This window comes from Bradyrhizobium sp. USDA 4516 (assembly GCF_054055915.1).
The window spans coordinates 7971132-7994467 of sequence record NZ_JBSRXT010000001.1; the positions used below are offsets into that span (position 1 = coordinate 7971132).

At 63.9% G+C, this 23336-nt stretch carries 22 protein-coding genes, 1 tRNA gene and 1 pseudogene; 7 read left to right on the forward strand and 17 right to left on the reverse strand.

The window, feature by feature from the left end; all coding sequences use genetic code 11:
* Positions 1-10: 10 nt before the first annotated feature.
* The 10 genes and pseudogenes from parC to rpoZ form a co-directional block, all read right to left on the reverse strand.
* Positions 11-2268 (reverse strand): annotated as a pseudogene (gene parC, locus ACVI1L_RS36815) (DNA topoisomerase IV subunit A).
* A 72-nt stretch (positions 2269-2340) separates the two neighbouring features.
* Positions 2341-3090 (reverse strand): DNA repair protein RecO, encoded by a 750-nt coding sequence (gene recO / locus ACVI1L_RS36820; protein ID WP_057020749.1) that lies wholly within the window; start codon positions 3088-3090, stop codon positions 2341-2343.
* A 56-nt stretch (positions 3091-3146) separates the two neighbouring features.
* Positions 3147-3527, reverse strand: coding sequence for a hypothetical protein (locus ACVI1L_RS36825; protein ID WP_057020750.1), 381 nt, complete (start codon positions 3525-3527; stop codon positions 3147-3149).
* 14 nt (positions 3528-3541) lie between these two features.
* The gene (gene era, locus ACVI1L_RS36830; protein WP_057020751.1) at positions 3542-4465 is read right to left on the reverse strand and encodes a GTPase Era; all 924 of its coding nucleotides are present in this window, start codon (positions 4463-4465) and stop codon (positions 3542-3544) included.
* A complete protein-coding gene (gene rnc, locus ACVI1L_RS36835; RefSeq protein WP_456785090.1) occupies positions 4458-5279 on the reverse strand; it encodes a ribonuclease III in 822 nt (273 codons plus the stop codon). The genes era and rnc overlap by 8 nt, the downstream gene beginning before the upstream one ends.
* On the reverse strand, positions 5276-6037 hold the full coding sequence (gene lepB / locus ACVI1L_RS36840; RefSeq protein ID WP_028333840.1) for a signal peptidase I: 762 nt from the start codon (positions 6035-6037) through the stop codon (positions 5276-5278). Before lepB ends, rnc begins: the two co-directional genes overlap by 4 nt.
* Before the next feature lie 283 nt (positions 6038-6320).
* The gene (gene acpS / locus ACVI1L_RS36845) at positions 6321-6737 is read right to left on the reverse strand and encodes a holo-ACP synthase (RefSeq protein WP_021078359.1); all 417 of its coding nucleotides are present in this window, start codon (positions 6735-6737) and stop codon (positions 6321-6323) included.
* Complete coding sequence (locus tag ACVI1L_RS36850; protein ID WP_456785091.1) at positions 6734-7507, reverse strand: pyridoxine 5'-phosphate synthase; 774 nt, start codon at positions 7505-7507, stop codon at positions 6734-6736. Before ACVI1L_RS36850 ends, acpS begins: the two co-directional genes overlap by 4 nt.
* 101 nt (positions 7508-7608) lie before the next feature.
* A complete protein-coding gene (locus ACVI1L_RS36855; RefSeq protein WP_057020754.1) occupies positions 7609-9900 on the reverse strand; it encodes a RelA/SpoT family protein in 2292 nt (763 codons plus the stop codon).
* Positions 9901-10110: 210 nt separating this feature from the next.
* Entirely contained in the window at positions 10111-10503 is a 393-nt protein-coding gene (gene rpoZ / locus ACVI1L_RS36860; protein ID WP_016844003.1) for a DNA-directed RNA polymerase subunit omega, read from the reverse strand.
* 361 nt (positions 10504-10864) lie between these two features.
* On the opposite strand from rpoZ, the gene ACVI1L_RS36865 reads away from it, so the two are divergent.
* Positions 10865-11497, forward strand: coding sequence for a LabA-like NYN domain-containing protein (locus ACVI1L_RS36865; RefSeq protein ID WP_016844002.1), 633 nt, complete (start codon positions 10865-10867; stop codon positions 11495-11497).
* On the forward strand, positions 11478-12137 hold the full coding sequence (locus ACVI1L_RS36870) for a uracil-DNA glycosylase (RefSeq protein ID WP_057020755.1): 660 nt from the start codon (positions 11478-11480) through the stop codon (positions 12135-12137). The genes ACVI1L_RS36865 and ACVI1L_RS36870 overlap by 20 nt, the downstream gene beginning before the upstream one ends.
* A 214-nt stretch (positions 12138-12351) precedes the next feature.
* Here the strand turns inward: ACVI1L_RS36870 and ACVI1L_RS36875 are convergent, their stop codons facing one another.
* From ACVI1L_RS36875 to dapA, 4 genes are all read right to left on the reverse strand, one after another.
* Positions 12352-12933, reverse strand: a complete 582-nt coding sequence (locus tag ACVI1L_RS36875) for a peroxiredoxin (RefSeq protein ID WP_229192535.1) — start codon at positions 12931-12933, stop codon at positions 12352-12354.
* Between the two features lie 113 nt (positions 12934-13046).
* Positions 13047-13520 carry an SsrA-binding protein SmpB gene (gene smpB / locus ACVI1L_RS36880; RefSeq protein WP_076834415.1) on the reverse strand — a complete coding sequence of 158 codons (474 nt, stop codon included), beginning with the start codon at positions 13518-13520 and terminating at the stop codon, positions 13047-13049.
* Between the two features lies 1 nt (position 13521).
* Positions 13522-13938 carry a large conductance mechanosensitive channel protein MscL gene (gene mscL, locus ACVI1L_RS36885; protein ID WP_057020874.1) on the reverse strand — a complete coding sequence of 139 codons (417 nt, stop codon included), beginning with the start codon at positions 13936-13938 and terminating at the stop codon, positions 13522-13524.
* Positions 13939-13997: 59 nt separating this feature from the next.
* Complete coding sequence (dapA, locus tag ACVI1L_RS36890; protein WP_076834417.1) at positions 13998-14888, reverse strand: 4-hydroxy-tetrahydrodipicolinate synthase; 891 nt, start codon at positions 14886-14888, stop codon at positions 13998-14000.
* A gap of 331 nt (positions 14889-15219) precedes the next feature.
* Between dapA and ACVI1L_RS36895 the strand changes: the two genes are divergently transcribed.
* Together ACVI1L_RS36895 and ACVI1L_RS36900 are read left to right on the forward strand one after the other, a co-directional pair.
* A complete protein-coding gene (locus tag ACVI1L_RS36895) occupies positions 15220-17685 on the forward strand; it encodes a transglycosylase SLT domain-containing protein (protein ID WP_456785655.1) in 2466 nt (821 codons plus the stop codon).
* Between the two features lie 239 nt (positions 17686-17924).
* Positions 17925-18018: transfer RNA gene (locus ACVI1L_RS36900), tRNA-Ser, on the forward strand.
* A gap of 241 nt (positions 18019-18259) precedes the next feature.
* On the opposite strand, the gene ACVI1L_RS36905 is transcribed toward ACVI1L_RS36900, so the two are convergent.
* Positions 18260-18568 (reverse strand): hypothetical protein, encoded by a 309-nt coding sequence (locus ACVI1L_RS36905; RefSeq protein ID WP_210262909.1) that lies wholly within the window; start codon positions 18566-18568, stop codon positions 18260-18262.
* A 239-nt stretch (positions 18569-18807) separates the two neighbouring features.
* Positions 18808-19068 carry a hypothetical protein gene (locus tag ACVI1L_RS36910; protein WP_141341846.1) on the reverse strand — a complete coding sequence of 87 codons (261 nt, stop codon included), beginning with the start codon at positions 19066-19068 and terminating at the stop codon, positions 18808-18810.
* Between the two features lie 857 nt (positions 19069-19925).
* On the opposite strand from ACVI1L_RS36910, the gene ACVI1L_RS36915 reads away from it, so the two are divergent.
* The gene (locus tag ACVI1L_RS36915) at positions 19926-20492 is read left to right on the forward strand and encodes a hypothetical protein (RefSeq protein WP_245311818.1); all 567 of its coding nucleotides are present in this window, start codon (positions 19926-19928) and stop codon (positions 20490-20492) included.
* A gap of 163 nt (positions 20493-20655) precedes the next feature.
* Positions 20656-20937, forward strand: coding sequence for a hypothetical protein (locus ACVI1L_RS36920; RefSeq protein WP_057020761.1), 282 nt, complete (start codon positions 20656-20658; stop codon positions 20935-20937).
* 423 nt (positions 20938-21360) lie between these two features.
* Here ACVI1L_RS36920 and ACVI1L_RS36925 read toward each other — a convergent pair whose 3' ends face one another.
* Positions 21361-22269: a DMT family transporter gene (locus tag ACVI1L_RS36925; RefSeq protein WP_456785092.1), complete on the reverse strand. Its 909-nt coding sequence runs from the start codon at positions 22267-22269 to the stop codon at positions 21361-21363.
* A gap of 96 nt (positions 22270-22365) precedes the next feature.
* On the opposite strand from ACVI1L_RS36925, the gene ACVI1L_RS36930 reads away from it, so the two are divergent.
* Positions 22366-23154 carry an AraC family transcriptional regulator gene (locus ACVI1L_RS36930; RefSeq protein WP_456785093.1) on the forward strand — a complete coding sequence of 263 codons (789 nt, stop codon included), beginning with the start codon at positions 22366-22368 and terminating at the stop codon, positions 23152-23154.
* Positions 23155-23336: the final 182 nt, after the last annotated feature.

Below are 23336 nucleotides of genomic sequence, written 5' to 3' on the forward strand. Positions count from 1 at the left end.
TACAACACCGTTACTCCACGCCGCGATTGAACTTGTTCGACTTCGGCAGGCCGTGGGCGAGCCGGCCGGCGTCGGCGCGGTTGCCGCGCCAGTCGGCCAGTTCCTTCATGGTCATGCTGTGCTCGCGGCCGGCGGAATCCTTCCAGCTCAAGCCGGCCTTGGCGTCGAACACCGCAACGTCAGACAGCGACGCGCTGGTGTATTTCTGCAGGCGCACGCCGCGGCCGCGCGCCATCTCCGGCACCTGGTCGAGGCCGAAGAGCACCATCTTGTGGTTGGTGCCGATCACCGCAACGGTGTCGCCGTTCACGGTCGTGATCGCGCGGGCCTCGTTCGGCATCTCGACATTGAGCACCTGCTTGCCCTTGCGGGTGTTGCCGACGCAGTCCTCTTCCTTGACGACAAAACCCTGCCCCTCGCTGCTCGCGATCAGGAACTTGCGCTCGCCCTTGTTGACGAACAGCGAGATGATCGCGGCGTCCTGCTCGAGGTCGATGAACATGCGGATCGGCTCGCCATGGCCGCGGCCGCCCGGCAGTTTTGCCACGTCGAGCGAATAGAACTTGCCGTTGGTCGCAAACAGCAACAGCTTCGAGGTGGTCTCGGCGAAGAACGAGTGCTCGAGCTTGTCGTCGGTCTTGAAGGCAAGGCCGGAGAGATCCTCGACATGGCCCTTCAGCGTCCGTACCCAGCCCTTCTCTGAGATCACGACGGTGCACGGCTCGCGCTCGACCAGCGCTTCCTCGATCGCGGCGAGGTCATGCTCGGGCGCATCGGCGAAGGTGGTGCGGCGCTTGCCGAGCGGCGTCTTCGGCCCGAAGATATCGCGGACCTTGCGCACCTGATCGCTGACCTTGGCCCATTGCTCCGTCTCGGAACCGAGCAGGCCCTCGATGCCCTTCAGCTCCTTGCGAAGATCTTTGTCCTCGGTGCGGATCTCCATCTCCTCCAGGCGGCGCAGATTGCGCAGGCGCATGTTGAGGATGGCATCGGCCTGGATCTCCGTGAGCTTGAAGGTCTTCATCAAGACCGGCTTCGGCTCGTCCTCGGTCCGGATGATCTTGATCACCTTGTCGAGGTTCAGATAGGCGACGAGGTGGCCGCCCAGCACTTCCAGGCGGTGCTCGATCTGGGTCTTGCGGAATTTGGTCCGCCGGACCAGCACGTCGCGCAGGTGGTCGAGCCATTCACGCAGGCACTCGGCAAGGCCGACCACCTTGGGGATGCGGCCCTTGATCAGCACGTTGAGGTTCAGCGAGATCTTGCTTTCCAGCTCGGTCAGCCGGAACAGCGACTCCATCATCAGCGCCGGATCGACGGTGCGCGATTTCGGCTCGATCACGAGCCGGACGTCCTCGGCCGACTCGTCGCGGACGTCGGCGACCAGTGGCAGCTTCTTCTCTCGTTGATGAGCTCGGCGATCTTCTCGACGATCCGCGACTTCTGCACCAGCCACGGGATCTCGGTGACGACGACCACCCAGGTGCCGCGGGCGCCTTCCTCCTGGGTCCAGCGCGAACGGGTGCGGAACGAGCCGCGCCCCGTGGTGTAGGCCTCGACGATCGCTTCCTTGGAATCGACCACGATGCCGCCGGTCGGGAAGTCCGGGCCCTTGACCCATTTCAGCAGCGCCTTCGACTTGGCGTCGGGCTTCTCGATCAGATGCAGCGCGGCGTCGCAGAGCTCGGCGGCGTTGTGCGGCGGAATCGAGGTCGCCATGCCGACCGCGATGCCCTGCGCGCCGTTGGCGAGCAGGTTCGGGAAGCCGCCCGGCAGCACCACCGGCTCTTTCGACTGGCCGTCATAGTTGAGACGAAACTCGACGCCGTCCTCGTCGATGCCTTCGAGCAAGAGGCGCGCGACCTCGGTCATGCGCGCTTCGGTGTAGCGGTAGGCGGCCGGGTTGTCGCCGTCGATATTGCCGAAATTGCCCTGGCCGTCGACCAGCGGGTAGCGCGAGGAGAAATCCTGCGCCAGGCGCACCATGGCGTCGTAGATCGCCTGGTCGCCGTGAGGATGGAACGAGCCCATCACGTCGCCGACGATCTTGGCCGACTTCTTGAACGCGGCGCGCGGGTCGAGCCCGAGCAGGTCCATGCCGTAGAGGATGCGCCGATGCACCGGCTTCAACCCGTCGCGGGCGTCCGGCAGCGCGCGATGCATGATGGTCGAGAGCGCATAGGCGAGATAGCGCTCCTCGAGCGCATCACGCAGCGGCACCTCGTGAATTTCGGCCGGCTCTTCCGGCGGTATCTGTCGTTTTCCCATGGGGAGGCGTTAAACCTTGGCGCTGAATCGGGCAAGCCGCGAATCAGCGGGAATTTAAGGCCCGAATCGGCCTTACGGAACCGCGCTCCGGCCCCGCCGCCGCGTCACGGCGTTGATAAATCCGTCGCGGGCGTCGGAATGGCCCTGGCCGCGGGGCTCCAGCACGTGGCGGAGCAGGAACAGGCCGGTGATCTGGAAGCCGTCGAGCAGGTCCTGGTCCGACCAGCTGTTGGCGCCGCCCTCGCCTTCGCGCAGGAACGCCGGCAGCGGCAACAGCCGGTCGCGCCATGGCTCGCCGGCGGCGCGCGACACCGCGCCGCCGGATTTCGGCGACACGTAGATCAGGTCGGTGGTCTCCCCGGTGGCTGCGCAGTTTTCCAGGTCGAGCCCGAAGCCGAGCTCGGTCAGCATCGCGAGCTCGAACCGGATCAGGTGCACGGCGGCAACGCCTGCGTCCTCGAAATCGTCGAGCGTCCCCTCCAGCATCTCGTAGATGTCCTCATGCGGATCGCGCTCGGGCAGCAGCCGGGCCAGCGCCGCCAGATGCGTGACACCATAGACCGCATGCGACGAGCCGAGCAGCGTCGCAGCGCGCAGTCGCGTGCCTTCCAGCGCATACATGCCGAGATGCTCGTCGAGCCGCGCCCGCCACACCGCGGTGACGCTGTTGCCGGGCTGCAGCAGCGGCCGCATCCGCGAGCTGGCGCCGCCGCGCACCAGGCCGAGATGGCGGCCGTGCTCGCGCGTCAACAGCTCGACGATGGCGGAGGATTCGCCATGCCGCCGCACGCCCAGCACGATGCCTTCGTCGGTCCATTCCATGTGCGGAGTCTAGCAGGATTCCGCGGATGAACGCAGCTTTCCGCACGCGTCATTCGCTACGCGTTGAACCAGCCCCGCGCGTCGCCGGTGAAGGAATAATACAGCCCGGCCGTGGTCAGAATGCATGACACCACCTCGATGGCGCTGTCGATCTCCATGCCCCTTGCGCCGATGACCTGCACCAGGGACATCAACGACAAGACGAGCACCGCGAGCAGCGCCCAGCGCGGCCAGTTCTTGCGGTGCTGCGCGGCAAGCCGGACGAAATACATCAGGAGCAGGATCATGCAGCCGGCCGTCAGGGTCTCACCCATGATCACCTGCTCGGTCTTCAGGACAGTCGGCGTGCGGTCCTGAAACGCCACCGACAGCGCATCCAGCGTCAGCGACAGATAGAGCAGAACCTCAAACCACAGCACATTTCTGGGCACGTTCATGCAAGCGTCGACTCTTATTCCTTGGGGAATTCCAGTCCCATTTCCTTGTAGCGGTCGGGATCGTCACCCCAGTTCTCGCGCACCTTGACGAACAGGAACAGATGCACGGGGACGCCCATGATCTCGGCGATCTCGGCACGCGCCTGCGCGCCGATCGACTTGATGGTGGCGCCGCCCTTGCCGAGCACGATCTTGCGCTGGCTCTCGCGCTCGACAAAAATCGTCTGCTCGATGCGGATCGACTTGTCCTTGCGGTCGGTCCAGCTGTCGGTCTCGACCGTCGACTGGTACGGCAGTTCCTGATGCAGATGGCTGTAGATCTTCTCGCGCGTGATCTCGGCCGCCAGATGCCGCATCGGCGCATCCGACATCTGGTCCTCGGGATAGAGGAACGGCCCCGCCGGCACCAGCTTGGCGAGCGTCTGGCGCAAATCGGCAACGCCGTCGCCGGATAGCGCCGAAATCATGAAGGTGTGCTCGAAGCGCATCCGCTCGTTGGCGGCCTGCGCCAGCGCCAGCAGCTTCTCGCGCTGCACGAGATCGACCTTGTTCAGCACCAGGATCTTCGGATGCGCGACGGTTTCGAGCTTGGTCAGGATCGCGTTGGCCTCTTCGTCGAGGCCCGACTTCGCATCGAGCAGCACGCAGACGAGATCGGCGTCGTGCGCGCCGCTCCAGGCGGTCGACACCATGGCGCGGTCAAGCCGACGCCGCGGCGCGAAGATGCCGGGCGTGTCGACCAGAATGATCTGCGCGTTGCCCTCGATCACGATGCCGCGGATCAGCGCGCGCGTGGTCTGCACCTTGCGCGAGACGATCGTGACCTTGGAGCCCACCAGCGCGTTGACCAGCGTCGACTTGCCGACATTGGGCGCACCGATCAGCGCGACGAAGCCACAGCGCGTCGCGTCCCCTTGCCCTTTGGCCTCGTCAGTCATTGGTGCCGACGCCTTCGCGCTCGATCATCGCGGATGCCGCCGCCTTCTCGGCCGCGCGCTTGTTGCCACCGAGGCCCTCGGCGGAGGCCAGGCCCGGCAGGTCGACCGCAACGCGGAATTGTGGATCGTGATGCGGGCCGGTGCGTTCGACCTCGCGATAGACCGGCGTCGGCAGCCCCTTGCCCTGTGCCCATTCCTGCAACACGGTCTTGGGATCGCGCAGCGGCCGGCGCAGCTTGTGCATCCGTTCGGTCCAGTTGCGCTCGACGAACTGGCGCGCGGCCTCGTAGCCGCCGTCGAGAAAGATCGCCCCGATCACCGCTTCGCAGATATCGCCGAGCACGGACTTGCGCAGCCGGGCGCCCTCGACCGCCTTCACCATGCCGAGCTTGATGTCCTCGAGCAGCCCGAGCGCCTTGGCGACGTCGGCGCAACTCTCCTTGCGCACGAGGTCGGCGAGCCGCTTCGACAATTCGCCCTCGTCGGCCTTGGGGAACGACCGGAACAGCATGTCCGACACGATCAGCCCGAGCACGTGGTCGCCGAGGAACTCCAGCCGCTGGTAGCTGTCGGCGCGGTTGCGGGTGGCGGGCTTCAGCGCGGAGACGTGGGTGAACGCGGTGGTCAGCAGCGCGGGATCCTGGAACGTGTACCCGATCCGCGCCTCGGTGCCGGCGATCGCGGCCTTCTCCTCAGCGGCCTTGACCGCCTTGCTGCGCCGCTTCTTCGGCGCGGCTGTGCCGTCGGCGGCAGGCGTCTGGCTCGGCTCGCCGGTCGGCGCTGGATCGTTGATGGATGCGGTATCGTCGTTCATCGCACGATAGAGAATAGGCGATTCCACCGCACGGCAAGCGGCCAGCGCCAGATCATCCAGGCCTGCTCGCCCTCGGCGATCGAGAAGAAGATCATCTGGGCTCGCCCGATGATGTTCTCGAACGGCACGTAGCCGACCTGCGACAGGAAGCGGCTGTCGGTGGAGTTGTCGCGGTTGTCGCCCATCATGAAGAAATGCCCGGGCGGAACGGTGTAGACGATGGTGTTGTCCATGTAGCTGTTGTCGGTGCAGTCCAGCGTCTCATAGCTGACGCCGTTCGGCAGCGTCTCCTTCCAGCGCTTGACGCGGGCGGTCGCATCCGCCGAGCCGCAGGGATCCTCGCCGACGAAATCGCTCAGCCGCTCCCGCTTGATCGGCTCATCGTTGATGTAGAGCAGCCCGCTCTTCACCTCGATGCGGTCGCCGGGCAGCCCGATGACGCGCTTGATGTAGTCGGTGGAGTCATCCCGCGGCAGGCGAAACACCACGATGTCGCCGCGGTTCGGCTCCGAGCCGAAGATGCGGCCCGAGAAAATGTTCGGCGAGAACGGGATCGAATAGTGGCTGTAGCCATAGGAATATTTCGAGACGAACAGGTAGTCGCCGACCAGGAGCGTCGCCTTCATCGACCCGGAGGGGATGTTGAACGGCTGGAACAGGAAGGTGCGGATGACGAGCGCGATCAGAAGAGCATGGATGACGACGCGGATGGTCTCGCCCAAGCCGCTTTCAGATTTGGTCCCGGTGGTCACGCTCATTGCTTTCTCAATTCCCGTGGACTGATGTCCACGCGGTGGCAGAACGTTCTCTTCGCGCGAAGCGTTCGGCCTTCGCGTGAGGAAAATGGCCTTGATTCTGATCTTGAGGGCAAATTCCGGCCTAAACCCGGAATCAGCGTCTCGCTCGATATAACCCTGCGGCGTTTTAGACGGTTGTTCGCAGGGGCGCAATCAATCGCCGCCTCAAAACTTCGCAATTCATTGAAATATCAATGATTTTTTAGTTTGCTGAAGTTTTCCGGCAGAATCCGGCACCGCGGGATCATCTGGCGGGGGCAACCGCCGAAATTATGACGAAGGCCTGGGCCAACGGCCAATCGTCGGTGATCGAAAGGTCGATCTGCGCCTGCATGCCCTCGGGCGTCAGTTCCTGCAGCCGGGCCAGGGCCCCGCCGGTCAGCCGCATCGACGGCCGCCCGCCCGGCAGGTTCACGACGCCCATGTCCTTCCACCACACCCCGCGCCGGATACCGGTGCCGAGCGCCTTGGAGCAAGCTTCCTTGGCGGCAAAGCGCTTGGCGTAGGTTGCGACCACCATCTTCTCGTTGTTGGCGCGGCGCATCGCCTTGGCGCGCTCGGCGTCGGTGAAGATGCGGTCGAGAAAGCGCTCGCCATGGCGCTCGATCACCTTGGCCACCCGGGTGATGTCGATCAGGTCGGAGCCGATGCCGATGATCATGCGCTGACGCCACCCTGCGCCCTGGCGCGGCCGCGGTCCATCGCCGCACGCATCTCGCGCACCGTCTCGGCGATGCCGACGAACAGCGCCTCGCCTATCATGAAATAGCCGATGTTGAGCTCGCGGATTTCGGGCAGCGCGGAGATCATCTCCGCGGTCTCATAGTCGAGCCCGTGGCCGGCATGGACCTCGAGCCCGGCCGCCTGCGCCAGCCTGGCACCGGCGACGATGCGCTTCCACTCGGCCTCCGCCTTGTCCTTGTGGCCGTCGACGACGGCGTCGCACCAGCCGCCGGTGTGGATCTCGATCACGGGCGCCTTCAGCTTCGCGGCCATCTCGATCTGCCTGGGATCGGCGGCAATGAACAGCGAGACGCGGATGCCGGCGTCACCCAGCCGCGCGATGAACGGCGCCAGCGCGTTGTGCTGGCGGACGACGTCGAGGCCGCCTTCGGTAGTGAGCTCCTGGCGCCGTTCCGGCACCAGGCAAACCGCGTGCGGCTTGGTGGCGAGCGAGATCCGCAGCATGTCGTCGGTCGCCGCCATCTCGAAATTCAGCGGCTTGGAGATCTCGGCCTTGAGCCGCGCCATGTCCTCATCGCGGATGTGGCGGCGATCCTCGCGCAAATGCGCGGTGATGCCGTCGGCGCCGGCCGCGATCGCGGCAAGCGCCAGCCGCACCGGATCGGGCCGCGCTCCGCCCCGGGCGTTGCGAAGGGTGGCGACGTGATCAACATTGATACCGAGACGCAGCGGCGGAGTTTTGGACATCTCTTTGACCTGCAATCTAGCCCGTCATGCGCGGGCTTGACCCGCGCATCCATCCTTTTGGAAAGATGGGTTGCCGGGTCAAGCCCGGCAACGACGAGACGTTACCCATTGACGCGCTCGACCCGAGCGACGACGGCCTTGGCGCGCAACTGGGCGATGATAGCGCTGAGATGCTTGAGGTCATAGACCTCAAGATCGATGGTCAGCTCCGTGAAATCGGGCGATTGGCGCGACATGTGGATGTTGTCGATATTGCCGTCGTGCTCGGCGATCACGGTCGCGATCTGGGCGAGGCTGCCGGGCTCGTTGACATTGTGGACCAGGATACGGGCCGGGAAGCGCTGCGGCATGGTCTCGTCGATATCCCAGCGCACGTCGAGCCAGCGCTCCGGCTCCTCCTCGAAATCTTTCAGCGCCGGCGACTGGATCGGATAGATCGTGATCCCCTCGCCCGGCGTGACGATGCCGACAATCCGATCGCCCGGCACGGCACCGCCGTTCGGCGCGAACTTCACCGGCAGGTCGGAATTGATGCCGCGCACCGGGATCACCGAGGTGGCGCGCGCCGGATGCGGCGGGTTCTGCGTCTTCAGCTTGGCGGCGAGACCCTTCTTGGCGCCGTAGCGCACCAGCCGCTCTTCCTTGTAGTCGGGATACATCGCGCGCGCGACGTCGGAGGCCTTGATCTCGCCGCGCCCGACCGAGGCCATCACGTCCTCGATCGAGCCGCGCGCGAGCCGCGGCAACGCGCCCTTCAGCTTGTCGTCGGCGTATTCGATCTTGGCGCGGGCAAACAGGCGGTCGACGATGCGGCGGCCGAGGCCGGCATACTGGTCGCGCACCGCGTCGCGGGTGGCACGGCGGATCGCAGCCCGCGCCTTGCCGGTGCGGGCGAGCGCCTCCCAGGCCGACGGCGGCGCCGACTGTGCCTTCGAGGTCAGCACCTCGACCTCGTCGCCGTTCTGCAGCTCGGAGGACAGCGGCGCGAACTTGCCGTTGATCTTGCAGCCGACCGCGCTGTTGCCGACACCGGTGTGAACGGCATAGGCGAAATCGATCACGTTGGCGTTGCGCGGCAGCGCGATCAGCTTGCCCTTCGGCGTGAAGCAGAACACCTGGTCGTGGAACAGCTCGAGCTTGGTGTGCTCGAGGAATTCTTCCGGATTGGCGCTTTCCGAGAGGATGCCGATGGTGTGGCGCAGCCAGGCGAAGGCGTTGGACTCGTGCTTCAGCCGCTCGTGCGGCGAGCCCGCGCCCTCCTTGTAGAAGGCATGCGCGGCGATACCGAACTCGGCGATCTGGTTCATGTCCTCGGTGCGGATCTGCAGCTCGACGCGCTGCTTGCCCGGCCCGATCACCGTGGTGTGGATCGAGCGGTAGTCGTTCTGCTTCGGGGTCGAGATGTAGTCCTTGAAGCGGCCCGGCACCACCGGCCAGGTGGTGTGGACGATGCCGAGCGCGCGGTAGCAGGCGCCGACATCGTCGAGGATGATGCGGAAGCCGTAGATATCGGACAGCTGCTCGAAGCCGACCGACTTGCGCTCCATCTTGGTCCAGATCGAAAACGGCTGCTTGCGGCGGCCGAATACCCGCGCGGTGATGCCGTTCTTCTGCAGGTTCTTGGAGAGCTGGGTTTCGATCTCGCCGATCAAATTGCGGTTGCGCTCGGCCAGCGAGTCGAGCCGCTGCTTGACCACCGCATAGGCCTCTGGATCGAGCACGAAGAACGAAAGGTCCTCGAGTTCCTCGCGCATCTCGTGCATACCCATGCGACCGGCCAGCGGCGCATAGATATCCAGCGTCTCCTCGGCGATGCGGCGGCGCGAGGCCGGCGGCACGAATTCCAGCGTGCGCATGTTGTGCAGCCGGTCGGCGAGCTTGATCAGCAGCACGCGGACGTCGTCGGCGATCGCAAGCAGCAGCTTGCGCAAATTCTCGGCCTGCTTGGCCTCGCGCGACACCAGTTCCAGCCGCTTCAGCTTGGTCAGGCCTTCGACCAGCGCGCCAATCTCGTGGCCGAACACATTGTCGATCTCGGCCCGCGTCGCCTCGGTGTCCTCGATCGTGTCGTGCAGCAACGCCGCCACGATCGTGGCGTCGTCGAGCTTGAGGTTGGTGAGGATCGCGGCGACCTCGAGCGGATGCGAGAAATAGGGATCGCCGGAAGCACGGGTCTGCGTGCCGTGCGCCTTCATGGCGTAGACATAGGCGCGGTTGAGCAGGTCTTCGTTGGTGTCGGGGTTGTAGGAGCGGACGCGCTCGACAAGGTCATATTGTCGCATCATTCGCGTCCGCGGCTTGGCCGGCCTCTCCGCCGTGGACGACGTCGGCGCCACCGCGACCGTTTCGGTTGCAGCCTGCATCTGGATGGAACTGCGGCGTCGATACGCCATGAACTCGCTGCCTCTCGCGCGGGACCGGAACGTCCCACCTTTCCTCAATCTAGTGCGCTTTCCAATGAAGCAGCACCCCGCGCGGGCCCTGGAACCATTCAATTTCCCGCGTCCGCGTAGGACGCACCGTAACAGCAAAATTGTCAACAAAAGCAAAGGCCCGGAGCAATGTCCGGGCCTTCGGCAAATCTGTTCGAAACGACGGCGAGCTTACTCGTCTTCCTCGGGCTGCTCCTCCGGGGGCGCCAGACCCTCGAGGCCCTTCAGCAGCTCTTCCTCGGTCATCCGCTCGACCGCCACCTCGGTGTCGTCGGCGTCGACGCTGGCACCGGCGGAACCGATCAGCGGCACGGTGTCGGGCTCGGGCTCGTCGACCTCGACGAACTTCTGCAGGGAGTGAACGAGTTCCTCTTTCAGGTCTTCCGGCGAGATCGTCGAATCGGCAATCTCGCGCAGCGAGACGACCGGATTCTTGTCGTTGTCGCGATCAACCGTGAGTTGCGACCCCGAGGAGATCATCCGGGCGCGATGCGCGGCCAACAGGACGAGGTCGAAACGATTGTCGACCTTGTCAATGCAATCTTCGACGGTGACGCGAGCCATCTCGAGGCGCTCCGTGGTAAAAGGGACCGAACATGTAGGTTATGAGGGTTAGTTATAGGCCTAGCCCCGGTTTCGCAAGGTAAAATTTGTGATTTGCCTTCCGAACAGGCTCTGATAACCCGGTCTGACGGGGGCCAGAAGGGCCGGAGCGTCTGACGACATGGCCAGGTTGCTGTCCCAGGCGAGTAAATCTCTTCATTGCAATGTCAAGGGTCTAGGCTTTTTGCCCTCGCCTCACCATAATTGCGGTGGTGACTGTCGCGGGGAAAGATTCACAGAACTTTAGGCAGCAACGCCGGAAATTGCGCGCGGTTGATCACCGCCGCGCTAAGAACACTAACAACCACGCGAGAACACTTTGATGTCGTCACCTGTTTCCAACAAGATCGCGCTCTTCATCGACGGAGCGAATCTTTACGCCACCGCAAAGACGCTGGGCTTCGACATCGACTACAAGCGCCTCCTCAAGGAGTTCCAGAGTCGCGGCACCCTGCTCCGTGCGTTCTACTACACGGCGATCATCGAGGATCAGGAGTATTCGTCGATCCGCCCGTTGATCGACTGGCTCGATTACAACGGCTACACCGTCGTCACCAAGGCGACCAAGGAATTCATCGACGCCAGCGGCCGCCGCAAGGTGAAGGGCAACATGGACATCGAGCTCGCCGTCGATGCCATGGAACTCGCCGAGCACATCGACCAGATGATTCTGTTTTCCGGCGATGGCGACTTCCGTTCGCTGGTGGAAGCAGTGCAGCGCCGCGGCGTTCGCGTCACGGTCATCTCCACCATCGCCAGCCAGCCGCCGATGATCGCTGACGAGCTGCGCCGCCAGGCCGACGTCTTCACCGACCTTGTCGAGCTGCAATCCAAGCTTGGCCGTGATCCGTCCGAACGCCCGGCCCCGCGCGAACCGCGTCACCACTCCCCGCAATTCCTGCAGCGCGCGACCACCATGGCCCCACGGGGAGCCGATGACGATTTCGACGAGTAATCTCGTCGCTGCTGCTACGCGCCCCGACAGCAACTGTCAGCTTTGTGTCAGGCTGGCCGACTTCCGCGCGCAGGCGCGCGCACTGCATCCGGACTGGTTCAACTCGCCGGTGGAATCGTTCGGCGATCCGAATGCGCGGTTGTTGATCGTGGGCCTCGCGCCGGGCATGCAGGGCGCCAACCGCACCGGCCGTCCCTTCACCGGCGACTACGCCGGTGATCTGCTCTACGCGACCTTGCTCGAATATGGTTTTGCCAGCGGCGTCTATCAGGCGCGGCCGGACGACGGCCTGAAGCTGGTCGACGCCCGGATCAGCAATGCGGTGCGCTGCGTGCCGCCGCAGAACAAGCCGCTGCCGGCCGAGATCAACACCTGCCGGCAATTCCTCCGCGCCACCATCGCCACGATGCCGAAGCTGCGCGCGATCGTGATGCTCGGACGAATCGCCCACGAATCGACTCTCAAGGCACTGGATGTTCGCTTGGCGGCCGCGCCCTTTGTGCACGGTGCCGTGCATAGCGCGGGCAAATTCAAGCTCTACGACAGCTACCACTGCTCGCGCTACAACACGAACACCGGCGTGTTGACGACCGATATGTTCCGAAAGGTGTTCGCGACCGTGCGCAAGGAACTCGGCTAGCGCCCCTTCCGGTATCCGCTTTGCGAACCGCTATCCAAAGCATGCAAATGCTGCAGGACGCTCGCGCGACTTCGGAATAATAGAAAATACCCCTGAATTGCCCGACGTGTCAAGTTGCCTGGGTGAACGCCGGCCGCCGCCGGCTACTTTGCATGGGGTTGTTCTCGATATTTTGGCAGCGCCCCCTGCAACGACCCCATGACTTCATATTGCTCTAGTCCGTCCGCGGATTGGCCTTCAGCCATTCCAGCACGTCTCCGGCGTTCCGGTCGGGCGGGAACACCGGATAGAACACGTGGCTGATGCGCGCATCGTCGATCACAAGGGCGAGCCGCTTGATCAAGATCAGCCCCGCCACCGACATCGTCGGCAACTTCAGCGTGTGCGTCAGTTCCAGCGCTTCGTCGGACAGCACCGGGAACGGCAGATGCAGGCGCGACGCCATCTCGGCCTGGTACGCATTGCTTTGCGTCGACAGCCCGAACACCTGGGCGGCGCCGGCCGCCTTCAGCTCGGCGAACAGGTCGCGGAATGCGCAGGTCTGCGGCGTGCAGCCGCGGGCGCCGGGGATCAAGTCCCATTCGTCGACCAGCCCGATCTTGCCGGGCTCGCCGGTTCGCGGATAGGCGAACACCACGGTGCGGCCCTTGAGCGCCGACAGCGCCACCGCGGTGTCGTCGGTGGCGCGCAGCCTGACCGGCGGGATCGTCATGCCGGTCAGATGCCCCGCGCCGCCGTCATCCGTCGGCGCCGGAATCTTGCTCCAGTCGACGTCAGTAAGGCTCGATTGGCTCATGACCCAAATCTCCCTCGGTCGTCATTGCGAGCGAAGCGAAGCAATCCATAGAGACGCGCACTGGACAGATGGATTGCTTCGTCGCTTCGCTCCTCGCAATGACGACTTGAACGCTATCCCCGCGCCCGCATCAGGCGGCCCTTCTCGCGGCTCCAGTCGCGCTTCTTCTCGGTCTCGCGCTTGTCGTGCAGCTTCTTGCCCTTGGCGACCGCAAGCAGCAGTTTGGCACGGCCGCGCTCGTTGAAATACAGCTTCAGCGGAATGAGCGTCATGCCCTCGCGGTCGACCGCGCCGAGCAGCTTGTTGATCTGCTTGCGATGCAGCAGCAGCTTCCGCGGCCGCTTCGGCTCGTGGTTGAAGCGGTTGGCCTGCAGATATTCAGGAATATTGGCGTTGATCAGCCAGATCTCGCCGTTCTTGGAATCCGCATAGGATTCCGCGATCGTGCTCTTGCCGTTGCGGATTGATTTCACCTCGGTGCCGGTCAGCGAAATGCCGGCCTCGATCGTGTCCTCGATTGCGTAGTTGAAGCGGGCCTTTCGGTTTTCGGCAACAACCTTGATCGGGCGTTCGTTCTTCTCGGCCACTTTAGCTCTTCTTGAGGAGGTCGCGGATTTCCGTCAGCAGCACGACTTCGTCGGACGGCTTCGGCGGTTCGGCGGGCTTGGCCTCATCCTTGCGTTTGAACTGATTCATGAAGCGGACGACCATGAACAGCACGAAAGCGACGATCAGGAAATTGAGCGTCAGCGTCAGGAAGCTGCCCCAGGCCAGCACCGCGCCCTGCTTCTTGGCGTCGGCGAGGTTGGTCGCGTTCACGGCCTTGGAAAGCCCGGTGAAATAGTTGGAGAAGTCGAGTCCGCCCGTGATCGCGCCGATGATCGGCATGATGATGTCGCCGACCAGCGAGGTGACGATCGCGCCGAAGGCTGCACCGATGATGACGGCGACGGCGAGGTCGACGACATTGCCCTTCATGGCGAATTCGCGGAATTCCTTCAGCATGCCCATCCCCTTCTGCTCGACATTGCGCACGGCACTGTTCACGGCGGTCGCGGTCCGGCTCAGTTGATCAGGCCGGCATGGACCATGGCGCTGCGGACCGCCTGGCGGGTCGCTTCGGTGACCGGCACCATCGGCAGGCGCAGCTTCTCGTCGAGCTTGCCGAGCAGGGACATCGCGTACTTCACCGGCGCCGGATTGCTCTCGATGAACAGGTTGGTGTGCAACGGCATCAGCTTGTCATGGATCTTCAGTGCCGTGGTGACGTCGCCCTTCTGCCAGGCGGTCTGGAACTCCGAGCACAGCCGCGGCGCGACGTTCGAGGTCACGGAGATGCAGCCATGGCCGCCATGGGCCATGTAGCCGATGATGGTGGCGTCCTCGCCGGAGAGCTGGTTGAAATCCTCGCCCATCGCCGCGCGCTGTTGCGAGACCCGCACCATGCTCGCGGTGGCGTCCTTGACGCCGGCGATGTTCTTCAGCTCGAACAGCCGCTTCATGGTGTCGACCGACATGTCGATCACCGAGCGCGGCGGGATGTTGTAGATGATAATCGGAATGCCGATCGCATCGTTGATCGCCTTGAAGTGCTGATACATGCCTTCCTGCGTCGGCTTGTTATAGTACGGCGTCACGACCAGCACCGCGGTGGCGCCGGCCTTCTCGGCGTGCTCGGCGAGCTCGATCGCCTCCTTGGTCGAATTCGAGCCGGCGCCGGCGATCACGGGCACCCGGCCCTTGGCCTCCTCGATGCACCACTCGACCACCCGCTTGTGCTCGTCGTGGCTCAGCGTCGGGCTCTCGCCGGTGGTGCCGACCGGCACCAGGCCGTGGGTGCCCTCGGCGATCTGCCAGTTCACAAGGCCGCGGAAGGCGGCTTCGTCCACCGAGCCGTTTTTGAAGGGCGTCACCAAGGCAGTGAATGATCCCCGGAATTTTGTCTTGGCTGCCATGGACTTCCTCCAAACGCTTCAGGCTAAAGGCTAGGTCGACGGACCTTTGTTGTTGGCGCGCTTCACGTCCGTGCGACCGGCACCCGGTTGTTGCGAAACGCCATGAAAGGCAATTCATATCGGGTCTGGCGGACAGGCGAAAGGGCCGTACCGTACCTATTCCCAGCGGTAATCTGCGGCGCGCGAAATCGTTTCCAGCCGCGATTTTGCCGTTGTGCTGGCGCAAACAGCCGCACCGGCAGGCTTCTTAGTATTTTGTGTACGTTTTCAATCAAATAAGAACCCATGGCCCAAACGACCAGATGATTCGGGGCCGCAGAGGACTTCTGTGATCCGTTCCGTTCGTGCAGGCACATTGCGGTCGACGGCGCTGGCGACGAGCCTGGCGCTCGTTGTCGGCCTTGCCGCCATCACGGCAGATGCCTGGGCCGCCGAGGATGCTCCAACCGCAAAGCCCGCTGCCCAAGCTTCCAAGACCGCGCCGAAGTCCACGGCTCCGAAGGCGGCGGCGTCAAAGCCAGCGGCAACCAAACCCGGCGCCGCCAAGACTGACGCGGCCAAGACTGACGCTGCCAAGACCAGCGCTGGAAAGACTGACACTCACAAGGCAACGTCGTCCATGTCCGGCGCGGTCAAGACGGACGGAGCCAAGGCCGCTCCTGCCAAGACCGAAGCTCACAAGGCAACGGCTCCGAAGCCCACGGAATCCAAGGGCACCACGTCCAAGACCAACACATCCAAGACCACCGCGGCCAAGCCCGCCGCTCCGGCTGCAACGGGAACTGTATCGAACAGGTCGGTGCCCGCGCCCGCACTGGTTCCGGCAACCCGCCAGCATGCCGCGCCGATCGCGCGCAAGCCGGTGCTGCCTGCGGCCGTGGCCGCGACATCCTCGACGTCGCAGTCGGACAAGGAAGCGCTTGCAAGCGTCGTCGAGCTGCTGCGCAAGCGCAAGCCGGCGGACGCCACCGAGGCCGAGGCCTCGATCTCAGATCCGGTCGCGCGCAAGCTTGCCGAATGGCTGATCCTGCGCAGCGAGGACAACGGCGCCTCGGTCGAGCGCTACCGCGCCTTCCTCGATGCCAATCCGAGCTGGCCGTCGCAGACCTTCCTGCGTCGCCGCATCGAGGCTTCGCTGTGGGACGACCACCGCGACGACTCCGCGGTCTGGGCCTGGTTCCAGAATGAATCGCCGGTCTCGGCCAAGGGCCGGCTCGCGCTCGCCAAGGTGATGATCGGACGCGGCGACCGCGGCAATGCCGAGCGCCTGGTCCGCGAGGCCTGGCGCAACGACGGGATGAGCGAGGACACCGAAAACACCGCGCTTGAGCTGTTCGGCTCCTTCCTGACTGCCGGCGACCACAAGGCACGCATGGACACCATGCTGTACGGCACCGACAACGAGGCCGCCGGCATGCGCGAAGCCAAGCGCCTTGGCTCCGGCTACGTGGCGCTCGCGAAAGCACGCATCGCCGCCACCCGCAAGGGTTCGAACCTGCGCGCGCTGCTGGAAGCCGTGCCGAGCGAACTCTCCGGCGACACCGGCTACTTGTTCGCCAGGATCCAGTTGCTCCGCCGCGAGGAGAAATTCTCCGAGGCCGCGCGGCTGATGCTGAGCGCACCGAAGGAAGCTTCCCGCCTCTACAATGTCGACGAATGGTGGATCGAGCGCCGGCTGCTGGCGCGCAAGATGATCGACACCAACGAGTTTCGTACCGCCTATCTGATCGCGCGCGACGCGGCGCTGCCGGCCCGCGACATCTACAAGACCGAGCAGGAATTCACCTCGGGCTGGATCGCGCTGCGCTTCCTCAACGATCCCGCCCTCGCCGCCCAGCATTTCGCGCGGATCGGCGTCGGCAGCGCCAATCCGACCGCGCTGGCGCGTGCCGGCTATTGGCAGGGCCGCGCCGCCGAGGCCGCCGGCCGCGGCCAGGAGGCGCGCGCCGCCTACGGACGCGCGGCCGAGCAGTCCACCAGCTATTACGGCCAGCTCGCGCGTGCCAAGCTCGGCCTGCCGCAGATCGAGCTGAACAGCGCGCCGCGCGGCCGCGGCGCCGAGCGGCTGGAGATCGTGCGCGCGGTGGCGCTGCTCTACGAAATCGACGCGCGCGAGCTCGCGATCCCGATCTTCGGCGACATGGGCGACAATGGCGATCCGGAAGCCCTTGCCGGCCTCGGCGAGCTCACCGCGCGCCACGGCGATGCCCGCGGCATGCTGCTGATGGGCAAGGCCGCGCTCAACCGCGGACTGCCGTTCGACCATTACGCCTATCCGGTCAACGGCATCCCCTCGTTCCGCCAGGTCGGGCCGGAGGTCGAGCAAAGCGTCGTCTACGCGATCGCGCGCCAGGAGAGCGCGTTCAATCCTGCGGTGGTGTCGCCGGCCCAGGCCTACGGCCTGATGCAGGTGACGCCGGACGCCGGACGTTACGTCTGCAAGCGCGCCGGCATCGGCTTCGACCTCAACCGGATGAAGACCGATCCGGTCTACAACGCGATGCTCGGCGCCGCCGAGCTCGGCGGCCTGCTCGAGGACTATCGCGGCTCCTACATCCTGACCTTCGCCGCCTACAATGCCGGCCGCGGCAGCGTGCGGAAGTGGATCGAGCGCTATGGCGATCCGCGCGATCCCAAGGTCGACGCGGTCGACTGGGTCGAGCTGATTCCGTTCTCGGAGACGCGGAACTACGTCCAGCGGATCATGGAAAACCTGCAGGTCTATCGCGCCCGGTTCGGCGGCGGCACCAAATTGCAGATCGAGGCCGATTTGCGACGCGGCGCCAGCGTGGAATGAGCCGGCGCAACGGGTTTTCAACAGGCTGGGCGACCGCAGCTTCCAGCCTCGACCAAAGATCCAGCTAATCTATTGTTATATCTTGCATTTTAAGCAACCGCGCGCTCCGATACGAGCCGATCGGCGCGGTTTATAAAGGCTTGGGGACGGCCGGCGGCCGAGCTGCCCTCAAATCACCTTGGCGCAATCTGAATCTGCCGCTTGCGGCTCAGCGCCCTCTCGGGCATATCGGCGCCATTGGAGACGTGGCCGAGTGGCTGAAGGCGGCGGTTTGCTAAACCGTTATAGGCTTGTAAAGGCCTATCGAGGGTTCGAATCCCTCCGTCTCCGCCAGCCAACTATTTGTCCAGCCCGGAGACATGGGTAACAGGTCGTACCTAAGACATGGGTGACAACCTCGTGCGACAGCATGGTCAAATTCATCTCTCAGAATCGCGCCGATTTTCCGAAACTTGAGACGGCGATCAGTTCGACCGTTACTGCAAATATGACCAAGGCTGGATAAAGAAACGCCGCCGGGACAATGCCATTTCGAGCCCGGCGGCGTACTTTTGGCGTGCTGCACGGCGCTCCCTTAAAGTTCAATCTCGATTGCCATGTTCGCGCGCACAAGAGTGGTCAAGCCCGCTTTCAATCTCTTCGCTTGCCAGGTCTGGAAAGCTGGATCGGCGTTCAGCTTGTCAACCGCCGCGCCATAAGCCGAAAACGTCTCAAAATTTACTGAGAAAACGAAATTGCCGGCTTCACCGACGGCGACAGACCAGAACCTTGGTTTGCCACCATGCTTGCGCCAAAGCGCGGCACTCTCCTTTGCCAATTCGAGTATTCCTGCGAGGTCACCGCCTGGATTCGGCTTGACCACGTACTGCACGACTACTGCCATGCTACCCTCCATTGAAATTACAGGAGGAGCGCATGCGAGGCTGTTTTTCGGTCGTGGGGTTTGATCTAGGTCAAGCAATCCAGCGACGCGACATGGGTACTTAGCTGCCCCGGCGCGAACCGCGATGGCATAGTGCCTGCACTCTGGACCGTGCTGGGGATTTCAGTGTCCCAGTTCAGGAAGGAAACGCCGCCGGGCGTGTATTTTTGAGACCGGCGGCGTACTTTTTGGGGATTCGATCAGATCCAGTCGGTTGCCCAGCCGGGCAGACGATCCGGAAGCGGCCTATCGAGCAGGCCAGCGAACAACACGGCGAGCGCCGCACCTTTGATGGCGCCTTCGCCGTTGCTCCATCCGAAATGGGGGACCGCCGAGGCAATCGCCCACATCCAAAACGGTATTGGCGTGCGACCGCTGACTGTGACTTCGAAAGTATTTTCCAGTTCTCTTGTTCGCCCGGTATTGTCCATAAGCCGCAGAAAAAGCAGCCCTTTACTCACTCTTGAGCGGCGGTCCTAAGAGGGTCGTCCTGGAGGAATGCCGGCATCGGCCCCTGGCCTGGACCGGTTGTCACCTCCGCGTGAATGAAACATCATTCCCGGCTCCGCGAAGCGAGCACGCAACAAACCGCGCCCACCATCCCCGCATTGTTTATTTCACCTGAACATTTCCGGGGTAAAGCCATGCAGCAAGACAGTGGCATCCACTTCCAGGATACCGACCAGGTTCTGCGTAACGCCCAGCTTCGCCGATCCGCCGACTTGGGTCCCTGGTTACGGCAGCGCTTCTCATCCAAGGCAGGCAGGCTCGTGGTCGCAACTTCGCTGGCTTGCATGGTTGTTGTGCTGGCGATCGCTGCTGCCCCGCGGCCGGTCTCGAGCGCTGCGCTTGGCAGCGAGTGGCAATGTAGCAAGGCAGCGTTTGTCCTGACGACCTGCCGTCAAGCCGACCCCGCCCGTTCATAGCAAGCAGCCGCATTGGGGACGTACGGTAGCGACGTCAATTGGCTCTGGTGAAACCATTTGTCCGGCGACTCCGTAACTGGAGCGCCGGCCTATTTCTTCCATTTTGGCACTACGGGCCGGCTGGGGCCGTTCGGTCTTTCCCAGTCACGAACGGCCCCACTTTTAGGCCCATCCATGAACCGCGTCAGCTTTCCCTCGGCTTGATTATTTGGCATCAAATGATCAAGGCGCCCGCGCGAAGAATCCGTCGGCCGGTCGAGCTCGAGCTGAAGGCGAAGAAATAGATGGATGGCCCAAGTCGCGGTCTCAGGTCAGCGATCTGTTTCGCGCTGGTTCTCCTTCTGCCTGCTGCGCAGACGCCGCCGACGCTGCATTCGCGGGACGAGTGGCGTGTGGTTGACAAGGAATGCCGCGACGTCTTGCCTGCGCAGGCAAAGATACGGGCGTGTCTCAACCTGCTGAGCGATCGACGCCTCTCGACCGCTTATCTTGCGTCGATCACCGGCGAAATATCGAGCACCTTCCAAGGCTTGCGGGACTACGGCAACGCAATCAAGTACAAGAAGATCGAAATTGAACGTACCTCGGCGAGGCAACCTTCTTCGTCGGGTGACGCACTTCCTGCCAGTCTCGGTGCGATGTCTCTGCGTTACACGGAGCTCGGGACACTCCAGGCGCTCAATCGCCAAACCAATTTCGGCAGTCAGTCGGATGAAGCACGCCGAGGCGCCACTGAGGAGCAAAACAGCTACAACCTTGCGCTTCAGTACAACCCGATGAACTACAGGGCATATCGATACCGGGCTGAAATTCGCAGCCAATTCTGCGACAGCGCGTCCGCCGCTCAAGACATGGAAGCAGCGGTCAGGTTTGCCGAACAGGCAGGAGATCAGGACGCCGCGCGAGACTACAAGCGCGTCACGCTAGGTGCTTGCGTTCCGGCGTGGCGGCGAGAATAGTCCGAGCCATCAGACTGTCGCCAGCCGGCGGCACACGCCGCGCCGCACCGCCCCGACAGTATTCTTACGGACCCCCAACTGGCAGGGAACTTGCGATGTATCCGTGAATAGTTCGGCGCCAGCTGTTCTCGGTGTGCCGAACTCAGACATTCGGAGCACGCAAATGAACATGCATCATCGTTTTGAGACAGCTGGCGGACGTGGCGGACGCGAGTCGACGGTCAGCAAGATGCTGTCCGATCTCGTCCTGGCCTGCCGGCAGATCGAAGCCGACATCGCGACCGAAGAAGCGCGCGTGGGAATTTATGACCGATCGGACGCGAGGTATCCGATTTTGGCAAGGTCGCTCAATGAGCGGCACGCCAATCTCAAGGGAACGATTGCCACGCTCGAAAAGCGCGTCGCCGAGAGATCTCAGCACAAGCTGGTGACCGACGCAGCATAGCTCGGTCTTTGACCAGCTCCTTGCACGCGGGCAGAGCGATCGATGCGATGAAGCATCAGTGCGGCGGCGACGACGTCAGCCGCTGCCGCGGGTGGATGGATCGAGGTTTCGGTTCTCGCCGGGCGGGATCGGGCCAAAGCCCGGATATACGTACCGGTCCGGAGACACGACCTGTTCACTTGGACGGATGATGAGGTGCTGTCGCCCGCGACGATGATGCGCCTTTGCGGCGTCAGCATCCGCACTCCACAGGACCACAAGGGGCAACGTCAGGGCTAAGGCAACAGGCAAGCAAACACGCAAGGCAACACGCATCACGATCACTCCGTTTCACCGAATAGGTGATCGCCGAGCGTAGCGCTGTATTCTGCCCTGGCTTCTCACATGCGATCAAAACAGCGAGATCGGCGATCCGTCACTTCGTTATCGCGCACCGATCGCGGTCTTTAGCGGCCGCGGCAAGGCCTGCGCGCAGGCGACACCGAGCAGCGCGAGGCCGCCGCCGATGACGTGGAATGGCCTGACCGGCTCGCCGAGCATCACGATCGCGGCCACAGCGGTCAGCACCGGCAAGAGATTCATGAAGATCGCGCAGCGGTTCGGGCCGAGCTGCGCGACGCCGCGGATCCAGAGGAACGGCAGCACCACCGACGCGAGCGCACCGGCATACACGATCAGCGGCAAAGTCTCGGCGTTGACCTGACGCAGCGGCGCCGGCGTCGCGAGGAACGCGGGAAACATCACGGCCAGCGCGCACAGCGCCTGCATGTAGGTGGATTGCCATCCAGTGATCGGCAGATTCCAGCGTTTCAGCAGCACGCCGTACAGCGCATAGGCGATCGCGGCCAGCAGCATCAGCGCGTCGCCCGCATGCACGCCGTTCTGCAACAGCGACGACAAGTCGCCGCCGCTGACGAGGTAGACGAGGCCCGCAAATGACAGCGGTGCGCCCCAGATCATGCCAAGCGTCGGCGGTTCGCCGAGCAGCGCGGCACTGAGGGCGACCGTCAACAGCGGCGTCAGCGCGGTGAAAACCGCCATGTTGGTCGCGGTGGTGGTCTCGGCCGCCAGATACGACAGGCTCTGGAACAGGCACATCGCAAGAAAGCCGAGGATCGCGAGCGGACCAAGATGCGGCCAGAACGCATGCCGATTGCGCCAGGCGCCGCGCGCCACAAACGGAGACATCAAGAGCATCGCGACCAGCAGGCGATAGAAGGTGATCGCCTGCGGACCGATCGTGTGCGCCGAGAGGCGAGAGACGATGACGTTGCCCGCCCACAGCACGATGGCAACGAAGGGATAGAGAAGTGCGACTTTCTGCTTGAACATGACCCGGCAGCGCGTTGGTGAAGGACGCTCCGGCAACTACCTGTCGCGCTAACGTCCGTCTCACGCTAGAATGACCTCACCTAGTGAGATTGGGACATGCGAGATGAAGACGTGTTGGACGAGCTGACCACACGGCACCTCGACTATCACGCCACGGCGCGGCCGATGGCGGCGATGGAGATCGACTATCCGAGCGGCGCGTCGACCGGCCTGCACGCGCATCCGCGCGGCCAGCTGCTCTATGCGATCGAAGGCGTGATGGTCGTGCGCTGCGCTGAAGGCACCTGGGTGGTGCCGCCCAACCGGGCGGTGTGGTTGGTGGCCGATCTCGCGCACGAGGTCCGGATGTGCGGCGCGGTCAAGATCCGCACCGTGTTCGTGGACGCCGACGCGGCTCCCGATCTGCCGGGGGCCAGCTGCGTGTTCGCGGTCTCGCCGCTGCTGCGCGAATTGTTCGTCGCCGCGATGCGCGTCCCGCTGGACTATGCGCCCGCGACCTCCGATGAGCGCCTGATGCGCGTGCTGCTCGACCAGCTGCGCGAAGTCGATGTGCTGCCGCTGCACTTGCCGATGCCGCGCGACGAAAGGCTCGCGCGGATCTGCGCCGCGCTGGTGGCCCACCCGGACGATGGCTCCACGGCGGAGCAATGGGCGCGCCGGCTGAAGCTGACGTCGAAGACCATCCATCGTCTGTTCGCCAGGGAAACCGGCATGACGTTCGGCGAATGGCGTCAGCAGGCCCGCCTGCTGTTCGCGCTCGAACGCCTCGCGCGCGGCGCCCGCGTGATCGATGTCGCGCTCGATGCCGGCTATGCCAGCCAGAGCGCCTTCAGCGCGATGTTCCGCAAGCATTTTGGCCTGCCGCCCAACGCGTTCTATCGGTAAGCCGTCCACTGCCGCTGTGCTCCCTCTGCCCGTTCTTACGGGAAGAGGGTTGGGGTGAGGGCTGCATCCGCAAAATAACTTCGAGTTAGACTCGCGGAGATTCCCCCTCACCCGGATCACATTGCGCTTCGCTCCATGCGATCCGGCCTCTCCCCGCACACGGGGCGAGGTGAAGCAGAGTC

What these genes read in the sequence shown, in the direction of transcription:
- recO (WP_057020749.1), bottom strand. Translation starts at nt 3,090, where the DNA reads ATGGAATGGACCGACGAAGGCATCGTGCTGGGCGTGCGGCGGCATGGC.
- ACVI1L_RS36825 (WP_057020750.1), bottom strand. Translation starts at nt 3,527, where the DNA reads ATGAACGTGCCCAGAAATGTGCTGTGGTTTGAGGTTCTGCTCTATCTG.
- era (WP_057020751.1), bottom strand. Translation starts at nt 4,465, where the DNA reads ATGACTGACGAGGCCAAAGGGCAAGGGGACGCGACGCGCTGTGGCTTC.
- rnc (WP_456785090.1), bottom strand. Translation starts at nt 5,279, where the DNA reads ATGAACGACGATACCGCATCCATCAACGATCCAGCGCCGACCGGCGAG.
- lepB (WP_028333840.1), bottom strand. Translation starts at nt 6,037, where the DNA reads ATGAGCGTGACCACCGGGACCAAATCTGAAAGCGGCTTGGGCGAGACC.
- acpS (WP_021078359.1), bottom strand. Translation starts at nt 6,737, where the DNA reads ATGATCATCGGCATCGGCTCCGACCTGATCGACATCACCCGGGTGGCC.
- ACVI1L_RS36850 (WP_456785091.1), bottom strand. Translation starts at nt 7,507, where the DNA reads ATGTCCAAAACTCCGCCGCTGCGTCTCGGTATCAATGTTGATCACGTC.
- ACVI1L_RS36855 (WP_057020754.1), bottom strand. Translation starts at nt 9,900, where the DNA reads ATGGCGTATCGACGCCGCAGTTCCATCCAGATGCAGGCTGCAACCGAA.
- rpoZ (WP_016844003.1), bottom strand. Translation starts at nt 10,503, where the DNA reads ATGGCTCGCGTCACCGTCGAAGATTGCATTGACAAGGTCGACAATCGT.
- ACVI1L_RS36865 (WP_016844002.1), top strand. Translation starts at nt 10,865, where the DNA reads ATGTCGTCACCTGTTTCCAACAAGATCGCGCTCTTCATCGACGGAGCG.
- ACVI1L_RS36870 (WP_057020755.1), top strand. Translation starts at nt 11,478, where the DNA reads ATGACGATTTCGACGAGTAATCTCGTCGCTGCTGCTACGCGCCCCGAC.
- ACVI1L_RS36875 (WP_229192535.1), bottom strand. Translation starts at nt 12,933, where the DNA reads ATGAGCCAATCGAGCCTTACTGACGTCGACTGGAGCAAGATTCCGGCG.
- mscL (WP_057020874.1), bottom strand. Translation starts at nt 13,938, where the DNA reads ATGCTGAAGGAATTCCGCGAATTCGCCATGAAGGGCAATGTCGTCGAC.
- dapA (WP_076834417.1), bottom strand. Translation starts at nt 14,888, where the DNA reads ATGGCAGCCAAGACAAAATTCCGGGGATCATTCACTGCCTTGGTGACG.
- ACVI1L_RS36905 (WP_210262909.1), bottom strand. Translation starts at nt 18,568, where the DNA reads ATGGCAGTAGTCGTGCAGTACGTGGTCAAGCCGAATCCAGGCGGTGAC.
- ACVI1L_RS36920 (WP_057020761.1), top strand. Translation starts at nt 20,656, where the DNA reads ATGAACATGCATCATCGTTTTGAGACAGCTGGCGGACGTGGCGGACGC.
- ACVI1L_RS36925 (WP_456785092.1), bottom strand. Translation starts at nt 22,269, where the DNA reads ATGTTCAAGCAGAAAGTCGCACTTCTCTATCCCTTCGTTGCCATCGTG.
- ACVI1L_RS36930 (WP_456785093.1), top strand. Translation starts at nt 22,366, where the DNA reads ATGCGAGATGAAGACGTGTTGGACGAGCTGACCACACGGCACCTCGAC.